Consider the following 17,088-nt stretch of genomic DNA (forward strand, 5'->3'; position numbering starts at 1 on the left):
TTGAAATAGATGGTGTATAATAGTCAGATTGAAATGAGGGGTTTTGCCAAATATATCGGCATCAGGTTTCAGAATTCGTTTCTTTGACTCCTTTAAAAATAAATTTGTCCGCCCTGCCCAAAAGACAGGAGCGGACAAAACTTACCTAACCTAACTACTAAAGTCAAATCAATTTTACCCTTTTTGGGCAATCAATCTACTTACTTATATTACAGCACAATTCGATAGAAGGACTATTCCTAAAAGAAATTATTTGGGTCAATTTTTACATATTTAATGGCTTTGTCTCCACCTTCCAGGTGGTAGGAATAAGTAACATGGATTTTTCCGTCTACACTTTGTATCAATGAGGGATAAGAAAATCCCCCAAAACCCTTCTTTTCATCTTCCAGATAGATTTTTCCCCTCCAGGTCCTTCCTTCATCATCAGAAATATACATGGACAACTTGTACCGGCCATCATCCACATCATTTCCCACAAACACCCAGAGACCATTATCCAAAACCAATAATTCCACGCTCGCTGTATTGGGTATGGTCGATTTTTCAGCAGCAGACCAGGTTACTCCCTCATCAGTTGAAAAGCTCCTTTGCAGTCTGTTTGGTGCATCCCCACTGTCCCGCATAAGCGCCATGATTTCTCCATCTTTTCTTTGGGCAAGTGCAGGTTGTATAGGTCCTCTACCTACAATAGGCAGGCTTGACGTCCAGGTTTCCCCATCATCATCTGATATGGCCACCATGGAAAAGTTAAAACCATCAGAATACAGGGGCAACAGCAATCTTCCGGACTGTAAAACCAGTGGTTTGATTCGTGTCATCCATCCTATACTGGTTTTCTTGCTATCCTTACTGGCTTCCAGAATCATTTCATCGTAAGTGGGTGCATATTCTGACCAGCCTGAGGTGTTTTCGGGCAATTCCCGGAATTTCCGAACAACTTCCTCATGAAAGGCTTCTCCCGGTTTCAGGAGGATATTGTCCTGCCAGCCCCAAATGGGTGCTCCTGCGTTATCATAGGTGGTGCTGGTCCTTAATCTGAGAATGGAATGCTCCCAACGATTGGCCTGTACAGCGATCCAAACCAAAAAAAGCTTCCCTTCCTGATTGATAAACAATACCGGATTACAATCAGGCAAACCAGGGGTATCAGCCAACAAAAATGGAGCCCCCCATTCCGAAGCTCTCCTCCTCATTCTTGCGCCCATGATCCTGACGTCATCTGCGGTGCGTTCTCCTGAACCTTCAAACCAGGCCGCCAGCAAACCCCCATTGGGAAGGGCCACAATACTACTTCCGTGGACGTGGTTCTTTTGAAGCGGAAAAATCAGGCTCTCGGACTCTACCACCTCTTCCCGGGGAATATATTGCCCAAATGCGGCTGCTGCTGCCAGTATGAAAAACAGGCTGATAAATGATTTCTTCATTTTACTTTCTTTCTTCTCTCCATGACTTCCTGCCAGGTGGTTAATAAGATTCCCTCCTCGGCAATAAACTTTTGTAACTCCGGATGTGTCATTGCCAGCATATCTGCATACCTGGATCCTCCGGAGGAACTTATGCGATCAAAGGTTTTCCGGTCACCATTGCTGTGAACAATCACCATGGCCAGGCCCGGCTCCATTTCTTTAAGGACCGATTTAAATTGTGCTACTTTATAATCTCCCCATGCTTCATCATCAGGATTTCCCTCGGGCTTCCAGTTTCCACTTACGCTATGAAGGTCATCCAACACCGGTAGTCCGGAGGCCCAAATCTGCTGACCAATTTCAGGAGCCTTTCCCAGCATCTCATTCTCTGGCAGTACCATTCCCTCCTTATATTTCCCCTCTTTTTTCAATTGTTTGATCATATTTTCCTTCATCGAAATTTCCAGTAGCTTGTTGTTGCCTCCCGGAAACATGACAGGTATACCATAATCTACGCCGACTTTAATGTACCGCTCCAGAAACGGTGGATGATAAAACAGGGTCCCCATATGGCTATCCAAATGGGTAGGATTCAATCCCATATCAAGTGCCCGGTTTATTTGTGCCCGGATTTCCAATTCCACCTCATCGGGGGTGGCATGTTGTACAACTTCCCTTACAGATGGCCATAAGGCCCCCTCTGCATCCACCAGACCAGGTACGGCTTCCTTTCCCGAAACCGGATGCCAGCGGTAGTCCTTCCACTCTGAAGTCAGGGTGAGGTGAATACCTGCATCCATAGGCTCTTCCAGCGCATGCCTCACAAAACTGGCAGCCCATGGACAAGGCATCATGATACTGCAGGAGGTTGCAACCCCATTTTCTATGGATCGGATGGTTCCTTCATTTGACTCGTATGACATCCCCGCATCATCTACATGAAAGATCACAACTTTAACCCCAGGGGGAAAGCCAAGTTTTTCGGCATAGGTACTAGCCTCCTGAGCAAAGGTTGCTTGCGCCATAAAAAGGGTGATACAACCAATCAGTAAATTAATTTTTAAATCCATTTCCCTATTAATTAAATGCCTTCTATTTTACCTTTCCAGAAGGCCACCCTTTCCCTGTTCCAGGTGTAACAGGCTACCAGGTGTCCATCTTCATAAAACATGGCCGGGTAGGACAATTCATCAGATTCCCCTTTCCCTTTCTCAATATCAAATTTAGTGGTCCAGGTGTGGCCATTGTCTGTGGAGACAGCTACTGAAATAGGAAACCTGTCACCCCAATTTTCTGACACCGGGTTGTAAATAACGGCCAGCTTTTCCCCACCCAAATGGGCCACATCAATCCCACTGTTATTATTGGGAAGGGAGGTTTCACTCACTGCAGACCATGTTTTGCCAAAATCTTCCGAATCCGCCCTGCAGATTTTCCCCGAACTGCTTCTCATCAGCATGTGTACGTGGCCAGGTTTAGATTCCCACAGGGCCGGTTGGATCACCCCTTCTCCGGTGATCACATCCCTATCCATGTCCAGCTTTTCGGTAGCCTCCCAACTCTTTCCACCATCTTCAGAGCGGTCTACAAATACTGTCCATACTTTATCTTTTTCATCAGAGGCAGGGGCAAGCCAGGTGCCATCCGACAAAACCAGCATGTGGTTCCTCACCGGACCCCGTCCCCCTTTATCTCCGGGAACCAATTCCTCAGCCTGAGACCAGGTATCTCCTCCATCCTCTGTATACTGGACCCAGGTTTCCCAGTAGTCTATTTCCTTTCCTACCTTAAAGTAAAGGTAAACTTTACCATCAGGCGCATTAAATAACACCGGGTTCCAGTGGGGATCATTCCTGACTTTTACCAGTAATTTAGGAGCTGACCAATTACCAGGACTTCCCTTGGATGTCCAAATCCCGACATCATCGTTCTTCTCATGAGAACCAGCAAACCAGGCCATCAAATAATTGCCGTCTCCCAATCCCGCCATGGTGGAAGCATGACATTGGGGAAAAGGCCTGTCATCCTCAAAAACATGGTCATATGCTACCGTTTGGATAGACATTGCTTGAGGTTTCTTCTCTGTTTGGGTTTCTGATTCACCACTATTTTCCCGATGGCAGGACTGAAACAAAACCATCAATCCAAGCGCCATCAACCCATATTTACTTTTCTTTTTCATATATGCCATCATTTTAATTGCAAAAGGCAATGTAAATCAATGCCCGTTTCGATACTGTATATTCAGCTAAACTTAGGCGGGATAAATTTCCCTGCCGGACCAAGGGAGGAGGTAACACCCTTATATTAATTGTATCCTGCAAGACAGCTGGTAGTTTAATTTAGTGTTTCCAATAAAAAAAGACCAGCCAAATCTTCCATTTTAACTAAAATTTAGCTATCAAAACCCAGGATGAAGCCAACAACCTGGAATATTTAAATGGGGTTAAATATAAATTTTAATTTTAAATGGCATAAGAAAGAGACGGAACCTGAGTGGCTTCCAGCATAAAATTATGTAGCTTATAATTCTCAATAAACGCCGGTAGTTTTTCACTTCCAGGACCATACATGGCCAGCTCGACATAATCACTTGAGTGACCAGTGCCTGACCAGCCGATTCCGGTATAATTTGTTTGGATACTGGCCAGCAAGTGGCTGGGGACTTCACCTGATCCATACATACCATCCCCATCAGGGCCTTTAAATTTATTTAAAATAGCACTAGCTTCTTCATTTTTAAGTTGAAGCCCCTGATAAGCCTCTATCAGGTCCCGAACCTGGGAGGCTGTATTGTCAACAGAAAGTTGTCTTAAAATCCATTCGTTTGACCGGGTAGTGGTATATAGTTTCGAAAATTTATCACTGGAGAAAAGTCCTGGATTGGCATTGCCATGATCGGTAGTCATGATCACGAGGGTTTCTCCATCTTTGGCAGCGAAATCCAGCGCAACACCTACCGCCTCATCAAAATCGAGCTGGTCATATAAGAGGGCCGGTGCATCATTGCCATGGGCTGCCCAATCCACCTTACCTCCCTCAATTTGCATGGCAAAACCATTGGGATTTTGACCCAGTAGTTCTATGGCCTTGGCAGACATTTCAGCCAGTGAAGGAGTGGATTTCTTTAATTCAGGATCATTTTCTCTATCCAGGGCATAGGGCATGCCACCCTCACTAAAAACACCTAGAACAGGATCCTTGCCATTCAATTGGCTCATTTCATCCTTATTCCTGGCGATAGAAAAACCGGCTTTTCGAAACTCTCCGATAAGGTCGCGGTTATCCTTTCTCGTAGATGCCTCAAAAAGCTCGCTTCCTCCCCCCATCATCACATCAAATTTCAGATCCAGGTATTGCGCTGCAATTTCCGGCATGGCGCTTCTGCTCTTTTGATTGACACAAAAAGAAGCCGGGGTGGCATGAGTGATCTGAACGGAAGTGACACATCCCACAGCCTTTCCTGCAACTTGGAATTTTTGAAGAATGGGTACAGGTTCCTCCCCATTCGGGCCTATATTCAATGCTCCATTTGGGATCCGCATGCCTCCGCCCCAGGCACTACCAGCGGCTGCAGAATCCGTCACCATGGAATTGGAGGAAGCGGTGTCCATCAGGCTCCTTTTGGCAAATCCACCTTGATAATATCCCATCCAGCGACTCCTTTTTCCCTCTTTCTGTCTCAACAGCAAGTCCGCCATATTCAAAGTACCTGTACTCATCCCGTCACTTACTAAAAAAATAACGTTTTTTGCCATTTTGGATTTACGCTCAGGATGGGGTTGTGCATATCCCAGATTGGTGCCCATAGCTCCAAGGCCCATGGAAGCCAATAGTCCCTTATTAAAGAATTCCCGTCTTTTCATAGTTTATATTTTATAGCTTTCCTTAAAATTCAAAACAAGATGTGCAAGGATTGCAATTTTTCCAAAATAATGAACTCAAATCCTGACATTTATGTAGTGTGTGATCTATCACCAACATTACCCTATTTTTCACATTTGTACTATTAAAAAAACAATCTTTCCTAATAGTACAAACCCAAAATTCAAAGTATAACAACTGAAACCCGAGACCTTACAGCACCTTTTCTACCTGATTAACAAACAGTTCAAAAAAGAGCGCAAAGAAAAGTCGGGTTCCAATCCGTTTGTATAATATTTAATTTAAGATATATTTGTTGTTTCATTTTTTTTAAAACTCACCTGTATAAACACAATGAACATAGGAATAGATTTAGGAGGTACAAAAATCCAGGTTGGCATTGAAAAGGATGGCAGGATTATCCACAAAACCAAGGCCCTCTTACAAGAAAAAGACGATCTTCGCTCTACCCTGGATCAGGTGATACAATTTATCAAACCCCTCACCGTACACAAGGTGGATGGTATTGGTATCGGTGTTCCCTCGGTAGTAGATGTGGAAAAAGGTATCGTTTATAATGTAACCAATATCCCTTCCTGGAAGAAGGTAGCCCTGAAGGATATTCTTGAGGAAGAATTCAACCTGCCTGTGTTTGTCAACAACGATGTCAATTGTTTTACCATTGGCGAACACAAATTTGGTTTGGGAAAAGATTACAGTTGCATGGTGGGAATGTCCATAGGTACCGGCCTGGGATCAGGAATAATTATTGGAGACAAATTATATGCCGGCATCAATTGTGGGGCGGGAGAAATCGGTCTGCTTCCCTATCTGGACCAAAATATAGAGTACTATGCCAGTGGAAATTTTTTCAGTGCCTTTTATAAAACCACAGCCTTAGATGCCTTTACGTCTGCAAAAAAAGGAAACCAAACCGCTTTGAAACAGTGGAAGGATTTTGGTCATCATTTCGGAGCAGCTGTACAGGTCGTGATGTATACCTACGACCCACAGGCCATAGTTATTGGCGGTTCGGTAGCCAATGCTTATCCTTATTTCGAAGCCAGTATGCGGGAAAGTTTCAAGGATTTCATTTATCCTGAATCCATCAAAAAATTAAAAATTCACCTTACCGAAAATGAAGACATTGCGCTGTTGGGAGCTGCCGCATTGGTCGACCTTTCTCTGGAACATGCCAATGGTGTGGTACAGAAATAAGCCGCTTGGGTAAAACAGGTTGGGGTTTTAAATTTATAGTAGCAATTTCGGCCAATTAGCCTGAGAAATCCAAATCCATAGGCTCAAATGGAAAAGCTTGCATTTTTTATTATTAATTTCATCTTTCATAATTAACGTGACATGAATCAAAACAAACTCATCGTAGCCCTGATATTATTGATATTTTTTGTCATTTCCTTTTTGACCAATATACTTGGCCCCATTATTCCTGACATTATAGATAGCTTTACCCTGAGTATTGGATTGGCAGGCTTTTTACCCTTTTCGTTTTTTGTGGCCTATGCGGTAATGTCAATTCCTTCAGGAATACTGGTGGAAAAATATAAGGAAAAAAAGATGCTGGTCTTGGCTTTTTCACTGGCCTTTGTGGGTGCCATTCTATTTGCCTTGATTCCCGGGTTTTCCATAGCCCTGACCTCTTTATTTATTATCGGTATTGGTATGGCCATTTTACAGGTGGTGATCAACCCTCTGCTCAGAACTGCCGGAGGAGAAGAACACTTTGCTTTTAACTCTGTGTTGGGGCAACTGGCCTTTGGGGCCGCTTCTTTCCTCAGCCCCATGTTATACAGTTACCTGGTAACCCATATGCACACAGATGACGTTTCCGTTTTATTTACCTTTTTGAATGAGATGGTTCCGGAAAATCTCAAATGGGTTTCCCTTTATTGGGTGTTTGCCGTGATCGCTTTTATCATGGTCATCGTGGTCTATCTGGCCAGGTTTCCGCAAGTAGAGCTCAAAGAAGATGAGAAAATTGATATTGGGGTGGCCTTTAAGGACTTACTGTCCAATAGGATTGTAATCCTGTATTTCCTGGGGATATTTTGTTATGTAGGAACCGAACAAGGTATTGCCAACTGGATTTCAAAATTCTTGCAGACTTACCATGGCGTAGACCCTTCCACCACTGGTGCTACAGTCATTTCCTATTTCTGGGGCTTACTTACCATCGGTTGTTTGCTGGGTCTGCTACTGTTGAAATTCATGGATAGCAGGACAGTTTTAATTGGGTTCACCTCAGGAGCTATACTGGCCCTATTGATTGCCCTTTTCGGGCCGGTATCCTGGGCTTTGGTCGCCTTTCCTTTAACCGGCTTCTTTGCTTCTGTGATGTGGTCGATTATTTTCTCCCTGGCCCTCAATTCCGTACCTCAACACCATGGCACTTTTTCCGGCATTCTCTGCACAGGCATTGCGGGAGGGGCCGTGGTACCTTTGATCGTAGGTGGAATTGCGGAATTGATAGGTCTGAAGTTGGCCATGCTTTTTCTTTTGATTACCTTAGGATACATCCTGAGCATTGGTATTTGGGCCAAACCCCTGGTAAGCAATGCCACCAAAAGCCTCAAAGATATGTTTCGTTAGGCCATGTATAAAATCATTTTATTACTTGATTTTGCTGAAGAATATAGTAAAAGTTTATTGAAGGGCATTTCCAAGTATTCGGCAGAATATGGACCATGGACCTATTGTCGCATGCCCCTGTATTACCGGGAAACCATCGGCATCAAAGGTATTTTAGATTGGGCAAAGGACTGGGGAGCCCATGGCATAATTGGCCAATTATACAATGAAATGGATCTAAGGCTGATCCTGGACTCCAAAATCCCGGTGATTGCCCAGGATTTTAAAGAGCGCTTCACCGAACTTCCCAACATAACCGGATCCTACCATGAAGCCGGTGAAATGGGAGCAGAATACTTTCTGAGGAAAGGATTTAAAAATTTTGCCTTTTATGGGTTCAATGACATTGTTTGGTCCAGGGAGCGAGCCGAAGGTTTCGAGAAAAAAATCAATTCGGTCGGATATAAAGTCAACTATTTTGAACACCGTAAATCGCGTTCCACCGACCTTTGGTACTATAAAAGCAACTCCCTCAGCAAATGGCTGATATCACTTCCCAAGCCCATTGCCATGATGACCTGTGATGATAACCAGGGACTGCACATCACGGAGGCCTGCAAGCAAAATAAAATAAGGATTCCAGAGGAAGTAGCCGTTTTAGGGGTGGATAACGATGAAATGCTCTGCGAATTATCAGACCCACCATTATCCAGTATTGGGCTGGACATTGAGAAGGGTGGATATGATACGGCCAGGTTAATGGAACACATGATACAGAATGGTGCGGACCAGTTTTATGACATCCATGTCAAACCTACCCAAATCATCACCCGGCAATCTACAGATATATACGCCACCAATGATGACCATATCGCATCTACGCTCAAGTACATCCATAAAAACATAGAAAAAAACCTGCAGGTGGATGAGGTAGTAAAGCAGGTACCCCTATCCAGAAGAAGCCTGGAGAAACGGTTCCACCAAATCACAGGATATCCCATTTACAAATATATTTTCAATTTGAGGATAGAGAAATTTACACAGAGGCTTTTGGAAACTGACCAAACAGTTTTTGAAATCGCCCTGGACCTGGGATTGAATGATAGCAAAAATATTGCCCGGCAGTTCAAACAGGTAAAAGGCTGCAATCCCATCGAATACCGGAAAAGGTATTTGGCTGGCAAATAACGATTCAAAAGCCTGGATTTATGCCCTTGGCTTAAAAAATTGTATGTTAAAGTGGTACAAATAAGGCCTAAAGGGTATTATAGGCAGGTGATTGAATTTTCAAAAAAGCTTTGTCGCCAGCAAGACAAACCCTGCCCGACAGGTGACCACTTAAAGACAATTATAAACACATGAAGCACTTGAGTAAAAGCACCATCCTTTCCATGGTAATTGTGGGAATGGCATTGGGAACTGCCTGGGCCATCCGGGGCCAGTTTGGCCATGAACAGGGAGCAGCCTGGGCAGGAGGAATCGGAAGCCTTTGCATCATTCTCCTATCCAGAAATAAAAGTTGGTACAATAAAGCCATGAAAGCCGCTTTTGCCGGTGCCGTTGGTTGGGGACTGGGAGGCATGATGAGCTATGGGGCAGTAGTAGGCTATGGGAGAGGGATAGACTTTACCAATGTATATTATGGATTATCCATGCTCTTCATCATTGGCGGGCTTTATGGGTTGATAGGAGGTGGACTTTTTGGCCTGGTCCTGGCTGATCACCCTGAAAAAAAGGTGAAATGGCATCAACTCATCATAGAGATGACCACCGGAGGAGTAATTTTCTACTACTTTATCATTGAGCAATTGGGAATTGCCATGACACCACCCAGATCTGAAGCCTGGGGAGTTTGTGCCGGTATCGGTATCGCCATGATGTATTACCTGGCCAGAAATAAACAATACAGTGCCATAAGGGTAGCCGTCTTTGCCGGAATCGGAGGAGGCTTTGGTTTTGCCTTTGGCAATTTCCTGCAAGTATTGGGCAATGTGGCGCAGGTACCCTTTAACATGTGGAACGTCATGGAGTACTCCCTGGGTTTCTTCGGAGGACTGGGGATGGCTTATGGGGCCTTTACGTCTCAATGGCCGAAAGAAAAACCCAGCACTTCATACAGTTATAGCAACCTGACCATCCCCATGGTTGGATTTCTCTTGTTGATTCCATTTATTGTATGGCAGCAATCCTTTGTGGAGAAAGACCTTGAACCTACCATAGGAAAACTGGTCAGTGAACCCGGCATTTGGATCAGCATGGCCCAGTCTGTGGCTTTCGTGGCCTTTCTCATTCCAGCCATTTTCTGGATCTACCTCCTTTCCAACAAAAAAAACAAGCCCAACCAAAGCCTGAGTTTTGGAGAGGTTTATGGTATTTTCATCACCTATTTTGCGGTATACATCGTCTTTACCATACTGATTACGGGATCTTTTTTGAGTTTTTACCGGATAGAACAATTTCTATACATCCTCAACTTTGGTCTCATACTAACTTTGATTCCGAAAGCAACACCCCTGTTTACAAGTAGAAAGGCCCATCCTCAAAAATGGGCCTATATGGTATTGGGAATCCTGGTATTTATTGGTTTGATAAGTCTGATTGCCATTAGCAGCCATGGTGAAATGCCAGGAATGAACAAGCGGTTTTAACCTGATGAGCTGGCAGATCTTATGACTTGATATGGAGCCACTTTAGAACTTAATACTCCGGTATATCAGGAATTGAGTTGAGCAGGGTATTGCTTCCCTCTACATCTTTATGCAATTCAAAGGCATCATACAGTTCACCAGTTACCGTGAATGCCTTATAAACTAATTTATTGTCCTGGATTTCTATGAACTGGTACATTTGTGTATTGGAAGCTTTTCTGTGCATCCAGGGATAATCCTCTGCCGCATACATTTTCAATCCCGCCATGGATACCACATATACCGTCCCTGTCTCTTCCGCCACGACCTCCTTCATGTTTCCGTTTTGGTCTGGACCAATCATTCCTCTTCCGTAAGAATGATCGTGCCCCTGCAAAACCAGGTCCACCTGATACTTGTCCATCAATGGTTTAAAGTGTTTCCTAAGATCTTCATTGTCCCGGTTTTCCTTGGTAGAATAAAAGGGATGGTGAATGGTGATGACCGTCCATTCCCTGGGATCATTTCTCAGCAGAGAGTCTAACCATTCTACTTGCTTTTGCTTCAAATGTGGGGATTCTTCAATTTCTTCCGCATTCAGGGAGATCAACTTCAATTGGGGATAATTGACCTGGTAACAGGTCTCTTCAAGACCCGCTGGCCCGTTCAAAGGCAGGTTAAACTGTGGGCGCCATTGTGGCGATAGTTCCTCATCCTTCCCATATTCATGATTTCCCGGAGTCATTATGGATGGAACCGTGGCATGAATAAAATTTCCTGCAGAGAACCATTCCCCCCATTCCAAATCATTGTTGTGCCTGTTGATCAAATCACCTGCATGTACCACAAAATCTACATCAGGATGCTCTGCATAAGCTTTTCGCAGGAGTCTTGACCAATGATCCCTAACGCCATTTTGTGCATCTCCCAGGTATAAAAAGGAAATCCCATCATTTTCCGGATCAGCCATGGTAAACTGCATCCACTCAGTCCAATAGTCTCCACTTCCTACCCGGTAAACATAGGTTTCTCCCGGAACCAGCTCGTTGATAACCGCTGAGTGATAGTAGGCTTCTACTGTGGGGTTGGTTTCGTGGCGGACAGATAAAAATTCGGAGTTGGACCTGATTTCCTTTCTTTCCTCCAGAAATCCTGCTCCATGGCTGGCTGTAGCCCATTGGACTTTTCCGCTGGGAAATGCAGCTGCTGTTCTCCAATTCACGGCCACCGATTGCATCGGCGTCTCCGTGAGGTTTACAATTATCCGGTCAGGAAATGCCCCGGGCATCCAATAGGCTTGTTCAGGTAGCCAGTCGTTGGTCTGTCCCTTTGTTGAAAACGAAAAAAGAGAGCCCCATACAATTGCGATCCCCCAGGTCAGATACTTGTGTGAAAAATTCATATTTTATCAAATTTTCAAATAAAAAAAAGTTCTCCGCCCTTGAATAAGACGAAGAACCTTTTCTTTTAGTAGATGTAATGATTTATCCCTTAAAAAGGAACATTGGTGTTCTGATACAACCAGGGTTTAGACCACGGGCTATCCTCACCAAAGTTTCCGGAAAAGGGAGTCACTTCCAGTCCATCCAAAGCGGCTTGTATGTTAGATGAGTTGTTATTGTATTCATCATTACCATATTGGAACCTGATGGCCACCTCTGGCTGAGGAGAAAGCGGGCCTGCTTCCAGATCGGGAAGGCCTGTTCTGCGGAAATCCGCAAAGGATTCAGCAGCAGCTGTCCAGCTGGCTACCCATTTTTGCTCCATTATTTGCTCCAGGGAATTGTTGAAACTGATCTCAGGTTGACTGATGAAATCGTCATATTCATCAGCTCTGTTCCATGTTTCCAGGGATTGCTCAATGGCTTTATTATAGTGCATTTCTGCCTCTCCTACATTCCACCCTTTAAGGGCTGCTTCTGCAAAGATAAAACTGACTTCTGCCGCCGATATGACCCTGGCTTTCAAAATGTCGCCAGGAGCACCTTCAGTGCTGTAAATGTGAGCCAGCTGAGAAACATGCTGGTTTTGCGTTCCCTGACCGGGAGAAGGGTTACCGTTATAGGATTCTGGAACGGTAATTCCAGGAGGAAGTCCTACATACAGGTCATCGTTGTAATCTTCTTCTACCAGAGTCGGATTGTATCGCCTGGTAAATTTCACATCGGCATACAATTCTACAAAATCATCATAGGGGTATGTTTCCACTCCCAAAGGTTCTCCATTTGCCCGAATAAATTCCTCTTCAGCCACCTCTAGGGATTCATCTGCCACCCATTGTACCCGTACAGAATCAAACCAAACGGTTAATCGAGGGTCATTGGTACCCATCAACTGGTCGATAAAGGTCTGGCAAGCCTGGTACCGCTGAAAATCATCCGGGTCTAACCTGACGTGCCTGGATAACCATTGGTCGTTTGCTCCACCGGTATAATCTAATGTAGCATCCTGAGAAGGATCCTCGATGTAAATACCACTGCTATAAATGGCTTCCACTCCAGCCCTGGCGACATCGGGTTTTTTCTCTGATAAACGCATGTAATACCTTAGAAGAAGAGAGTTGGCAAAGCGCTGCCAGCTTTGGGTATCGCCATTGTAATAAAGGTCATTCCCACTGGTAACTCCTTCACTGGAAGCAGATCCCAGCACCTGTACCGCTTCTTGCAGGTCTGCAATGATCCCGTCATAAATGACTTCTTGGCTATCAAACGCAGGATATTGAAGCTCCTCTCCTCCCTGGTCACCTTTCAGCGCATTCGTATAAGGAGCATCTCCCCATAAGTCCGCTATGTTACCAAATACAAATGACTTCATTGTAAGTCCTACTCCCTGAAAGAATTCATTGTCCAGATCTTGTCCCCTGCGAATCATCAATTCATTGGTGCGCAATATATCATACCAGCCAGTCCAATTTCTATTATCCCATTCATAATGGTTATGGCCTCCATACCAGCCGTTTTTCTGGGTATGTTGCACGGCACCTGCCAGGTCATTATAGCCCAGGTTTACATAACTCTGAGCCGAAGATGTCAAAACCGTCGGCATCAACAAATTCGGGTTGGCATTGGACGGCTCTATTCCGTACGGATTGATGTTTATCTCATCCAGTTTCTCGTCACAACCACTGAACAGAACCAATCCCAGAACAAACAGGACGATTTTTCTAAATTCAAATAAATGCTTCATGATTTGTATATTAAGAAATTTACAAATTAAAATTAAGTTTGAATCCTACCGGAGCACTCCAGGGCATTACGTTCTGTCGCTCGATTCCCTGACGGAATTGGGAGGATGTATTTCCCTGATTACTTCCGCTTGCCCAAAAGGCCCTTTCCGGGTCAATGCCTATATCGGCTTTGGTCCACAACATGATGTTTCGGGTATAAATGGCAAAGGTAGCATTACTGAATGCACCAAAATCAGGAATTTTATATCCCAGTGATAGTTCTCTCAGCTTAATAAAAGAAGCATCAAAGGTAATTTGCTCATTGAAACTCCAGGCATAGGTATTGGTAATGGGATAGATATTGGTTTCAGGCCCTCCAAGATGTTCTTCATATACATCATCTGCATAGTTATCAGGAGTATCCTGACCTGCAGTCTGAATCACACCGGGTACAAAGGCACCGTCATTTCCATTTTCGTCCACAGGGAAGCCGCCTGTCTCATCAGTATGGCCCCCTACTCTTGGGAAATTACCAGGCTGAGGAATAATATACTTATCGGGGTCTGATTTCAATAGCTCCACCAATTCAGCATCGGAGTATAAACCTCCCGGTATCAGATTGTCCAATTGACGCTGGGATTTCCAGTCAGATTCACCATAACGATAGGTAAAGGACATGAATTCGCCACCACTTCTCCAATCAAAACTGGCATTCAAAACGAAACGCTTATAACTCAAACTGGTTTGTCCACCCATGATAAAATCAGGATTAAAATTACCTACTTTTCTCAAATCCTGGTCATTGGATAGGGCTTGCCAGCTGCCGGTACTGGTCAGAATGGGCCATTTGTAATATTCAGAATTGGGATCTTCCACTTGAGCAAACCCCCTGCTATACAAATCTCCGATTTGCTGTCCAAGGTAAGTTACGGCTCCACCGCCATTTTCTCCCCAAAGAATGACTCTGTCCAGGTTGTCACTTAACTCCAATACAGAGGTTCTGTTACGGCTCCAGTTCAAATTAATATCCCAATTCCAGCCATTCCTGCTGATGGGAGTACCCCCAACGGTAATTTCCCATCCTTTACTTTGGATCAGTCCAGCATTGATCAACCTGCTGCTAAATCCGGAAGATCGTGGTAGGTTTACAGCGAAAATCTGGTTCCTGTTATCAATCGTATAATAGGTACCTGTAAATCTTAACCTGTTTTGGAACATATTCAAATCAATCCCTGCTTCAATGGAAGTAGCTTGTTCTGGTTTTAGTTCCGGATTAAGTAATCCGGAAGGCATGGCTGCCGTATTGATGTTGTTATACAAACCAGTGCTCAAATTCTGAACAAGCCTATAAGGATCAGTATCATTTCCTACCTGAGCCCATCCGATTCTACCTTTAAGCATATCAATGTTTTCTGGCAAATTAAAGGTATAATTGGCCAGCCAGCTCAAAGAAGCAGATGGATAAAAATAGGAACGGTTTTCCGCAGGCAAAGTAGAAGACCAATCATTCCTGGCCGTCAGATCCAAATATAACTGATCTGCATATCCAAATGATGCCAATCCATAAATACTATAAATAGAACGTTTGAAGTAATTTCCACCTACCGAGCGGTTGTCTGCAGGAATATTTTGCGGATTATATATGCCGGGTACTACCAGACCATTGTTTCGGTTCCCACCTACTCCGATGCTACTGCTGCTTCCAAAGCGGGTCATGATGTTACCTCCAGCCGAAGCATTGAAATCCAAGCTACCAAAATCCTTTTTATAACTGGCCAAAATATCTGCATTTGACTCCTGCGTCAAGAGGTCACTGGTGTAGTAACCACCTCTGGCCATTCTGCTGTAGCTGAAGGGTATTTTGGTTTCCCTGTTTTCACTGGACCTGTCCAGAGAATACCTGGCAGTTATATTGAAATTATCGTTGAATTTGTAATCCAGAGAAGTATTACCAAAAATACGGTCCCTTCTAAATCCATTCTGTATTCCATAGGCAATAAAATAAGGATTGTCTCCTCTTGGAGTTCGAACCTGTTGAACCCCTTCCTGTCCTTCTTCCCAGAAATCTCTCATTTCTTCAAAATTTATATAGGAAGAAGAGTAGATGGCTTCTAATGGGTTCGCATTTCTATCACCCGTACTGGGACGGTCATTGGACATGCTATTGCTATAATTGAAGTTAGAGCTAAAAGTCAATTTTTCCGTTATATTATAATTTACGGATGTAGAAAAGTTGTTCCGGAATAGATCTGAATTGGGGATCATTCCCTTATGTAACATATTGGAATATGATACCCTGTAGGTAGCATCGTCACTTCCTCCACTGACAGCCAGATTATTGGTAGAAGTTACCCCTGTTTGCATGAAATCTTTCATGGCGTTGGGATACGATCGCAACTCGGTAGGAATACGGTTGCCGTTTTCATCTACCGGGCTGTTCCACTGAATGGCGGTATTTCCCGCATCCAGCTGAGGACCACCCCAATAAGCTGAACCATCATTGAATACCCCTTCCCGGTTACCATTGGCATAGCGGTAATGAAAATCCAATAATCGGGTAGGTCTTTCAAAAACATTGCTGGTGGAGAAAGAAACCCCCATGGTTTTTCGCTTGCTTCCGGATTTGGTGGTGATCAAAACCACCCCATTCCCTGCCCTGGTACCATAAAGGGCAGCAGCACTGGGGCCTTTCAGCACACTGATATTAGCAATGTCGTCAGGGTTGATATCTGAAATGGCATTCCCATAATCCACCTGGTTACCATCCCCATTTTGGGAAATATTGTTCAGGGAGTTTGACATGGGCACTCCATCTACCACAAAAAGCGGCTGGTTATCCGTAGTCAGCGAAGTAGCTCCCCGAATCACCATGCTCATGGATGAACCAGGGCCACTGGTTTGATTGATGGTCACACCAGGCATTCTGCCTGCCAGGGAGCTCAATACGTTCTCCTGGGTCACCTGGGTAAGATCTTCAGCTTCCACACTGGAAACATCATAGCCAAGGGACCGCTGGTCCCTTTCGATGCCCAGGGCAGTCACCACCACTTCAGACATAGCAGCCATGGACTCCTGCAGACTGATATCGATGTTGGTGCGGTTTCCTACGGTTACTTCCTGGTTCTCAAAACCTACATAGGAGAATACCAAAACAGCTTCCGGACCGGCCACATCAATGGTATAGGCACCGTCAATATCGGTAACAGTTCCGTTGTTGGTTCCCTTTTCTAATACTGTAACTCCGGGAAGACCCGTTCCGTCTTCCTGAGAAGTCACCTTACCCCTAACGGTCACAGCAATCGCCTCCTCTATAGGGTTAGCGTTTGCCAACGTGTTACCTGCAGCGGTAACCGGCAAATTATTTGAACCTGCCAGCAGCGTACCACTGGAAATTAGGCCAAACGATAAAAGTGGAACCATCCACTTCAACATTTTT

Annotated in this window: 11 protein-coding genes; 4 read left to right on the top strand and 7 right to left on the bottom strand. The window is 44.4% G+C overall.

The window, feature by feature from the left end; genetic code table 11:
• Window positions 1–239: 239 nt before the first annotated feature.
• The 4 genes from GL182_RS17165 to GL182_RS17180 all read right to left on the bottom strand — a co-directional run bounded on the left by GL182_RS17165 (window position 240) and on the right by GL182_RS17180 (window position 5,275).
• On the bottom strand, window positions 240–1,427 hold the full coding sequence (locus GL182_RS17165) for a sialidase family protein (protein WP_163380997.1): 1,188 nt from the start codon (window positions 1,425–1,427) through the stop codon (window positions 240–242).
• The gene (locus GL182_RS17170) at window positions 1,424–2,479 is read right to left on the bottom strand and encodes a polysaccharide deacetylase family protein (protein ID WP_163380998.1); all 1,056 of its coding nucleotides are present in this window, start codon (window positions 2,477–2,479) and stop codon (window positions 1,424–1,426) included. The genes GL182_RS17165 and GL182_RS17170 overlap by 4 nt, the downstream gene beginning before the upstream one ends.
• A gap of 11 nt (window positions 2,480–2,490) precedes the next feature.
• Window positions 2,491–3,591: a sialidase family protein gene (locus tag GL182_RS17175; RefSeq protein WP_205603678.1), complete on the bottom strand. Its 1,101-nt coding sequence runs from the start codon at window positions 3,589–3,591 to the stop codon at window positions 2,491–2,493.
• 283 nt (window positions 3,592–3,874) lie between these two features.
• A complete protein-coding gene (locus GL182_RS17180) occupies window positions 3,875–5,275 on the bottom strand; it encodes an alkaline phosphatase (RefSeq protein ID WP_163380999.1) in 1,401 nt (466 codons plus the stop codon).
• 352 nt (window positions 5,276–5,627) lie between these two features.
• Here GL182_RS17180 and GL182_RS17185 point away from each other — a divergent pair, with 352 nt between their 5' ends.
• From GL182_RS17185 to GL182_RS17200, 4 genes are all read left to right on the top strand, one after another.
• Window positions 5,628–6,491, top strand: coding sequence for an ROK family protein (locus tag GL182_RS17185; RefSeq protein ID WP_163381000.1), 864 nt, complete (start codon window positions 5,628–5,630; stop codon window positions 6,489–6,491).
• Between the two features lie 141 nt (window positions 6,492–6,632).
• On the top strand, window positions 6,633–7,880 hold the full coding sequence (locus GL182_RS17190; RefSeq protein ID WP_163381001.1) for an MFS transporter: 1,248 nt from the start codon (window positions 6,633–6,635) through the stop codon (window positions 7,878–7,880).
• Between the two features lie 3 nt (window positions 7,881–7,883).
• Window positions 7,884–9,047, top strand: a complete 1,164-nt coding sequence (locus GL182_RS17195) for a xylose operon transcription regulator XylR (protein WP_163381002.1) — start codon at window positions 7,884–7,886, stop codon at window positions 9,045–9,047.
• A gap of 170 nt (window positions 9,048–9,217) precedes the next feature.
• The gene (locus GL182_RS17200) at window positions 9,218–10,507 is read left to right on the top strand and encodes a hypothetical protein (RefSeq protein ID WP_163381003.1); all 1,290 of its coding nucleotides are present in this window, start codon (window positions 9,218–9,220) and stop codon (window positions 10,505–10,507) included.
• A 49-nt stretch (window positions 10,508–10,556) separates the two neighbouring features.
• Here the strand turns inward: GL182_RS17200 and GL182_RS17205 are convergent, their stop codons facing one another.
• The 3 genes from GL182_RS17205 to GL182_RS17215 all read right to left on the bottom strand — a co-directional run bounded on the left by GL182_RS17205 (window position 10,557) and on the right by GL182_RS17215 (window position 17,084).
• Window positions 10,557–11,888 (bottom strand): purple acid phosphatase family protein, encoded by a 1,332-nt coding sequence (locus GL182_RS17205; protein ID WP_163381004.1) that lies wholly within the window; start codon window positions 11,886–11,888, stop codon window positions 10,557–10,559.
• Between the two features lie 89 nt (window positions 11,889–11,977).
• Complete coding sequence (locus GL182_RS17210; RefSeq protein WP_163381005.1) at window positions 11,978–13,672, bottom strand: SusD/RagB family nutrient-binding outer membrane lipoprotein; 1,695 nt, start codon at window positions 13,670–13,672, stop codon at window positions 11,978–11,980.
• Between the two features lie 19 nt (window positions 13,673–13,691).
• Window positions 13,692–17,084, bottom strand: coding sequence for a SusC/RagA family TonB-linked outer membrane protein (locus tag GL182_RS17215; RefSeq protein WP_240469870.1), 3,393 nt, complete (start codon window positions 17,082–17,084; stop codon window positions 13,692–13,694).
• Between the last annotated feature and the right edge of the window lie 4 nt (window positions 17,085–17,088).

Source organism: Cyclobacterium sp. SYSU L10401 (genome assembly GCF_010993705.1).
Lineage (GTDB): Bacteria > Bacteroidota > Bacteroidia > Cytophagales > Cyclobacteriaceae > Cyclobacterium.

What these genes read in the sequence shown, in the direction of transcription:
- GL182_RS17215 (WP_240469870.1), bottom strand. Translation starts at nt 17,084, where the DNA reads ATGTTGAAGTGGATGGTTCCACTTTTATCGTTTGGCCTAATTTCCAGT.
- GL182_RS17175 (WP_205603678.1), bottom strand. Translation starts at nt 3,591, where the DNA reads ATGAAAAAGAAAAGTAAATATGGGTTGATGGCGCTTGGATTGATGGTT.
- GL182_RS17210 (WP_163381005.1), bottom strand. Translation starts at nt 13,672, where the DNA reads ATGAAGCATTTATTTGAATTTAGAAAAATCGTCCTGTTTGTTCTGGGA.
- GL182_RS17180 (WP_163380999.1), bottom strand. Translation starts at nt 5,275, where the DNA reads ATGAAAAGACGGGAATTCTTTAATAAGGGACTATTGGCTTCCATGGGC.
- GL182_RS17185 (WP_163381000.1), top strand. Translation starts at nt 5,628, where the DNA reads ATGAACATAGGAATAGATTTAGGAGGTACAAAAATCCAGGTTGGCATT.
- GL182_RS17190 (WP_163381001.1), top strand. Translation starts at nt 6,633, where the DNA reads ATGAATCAAAACAAACTCATCGTAGCCCTGATATTATTGATATTTTTT.
- GL182_RS17170 (WP_163380998.1), bottom strand. Translation starts at nt 2,479, where the DNA reads ATGGATTTAAAAATTAATTTACTGATTGGTTGTATCACCCTTTTTATG.
- GL182_RS17205 (WP_163381004.1), bottom strand. Translation starts at nt 11,888, where the DNA reads ATGAATTTTTCACACAAGTATCTGACCTGGGGGATCGCAATTGTATGG.
- GL182_RS17200 (WP_163381003.1), top strand. Translation starts at nt 9,218, where the DNA reads ATGAAGCACTTGAGTAAAAGCACCATCCTTTCCATGGTAATTGTGGGA.
- GL182_RS17195 (WP_163381002.1), top strand. Translation starts at nt 7,884, where the DNA reads ATGTATAAAATCATTTTATTACTTGATTTTGCTGAAGAATATAGTAAA.
- GL182_RS17165 (WP_163380997.1), bottom strand. Translation starts at nt 1,427, where the DNA reads ATGAAGAAATCATTTATCAGCCTGTTTTTCATACTGGCAGCAGCAGCC.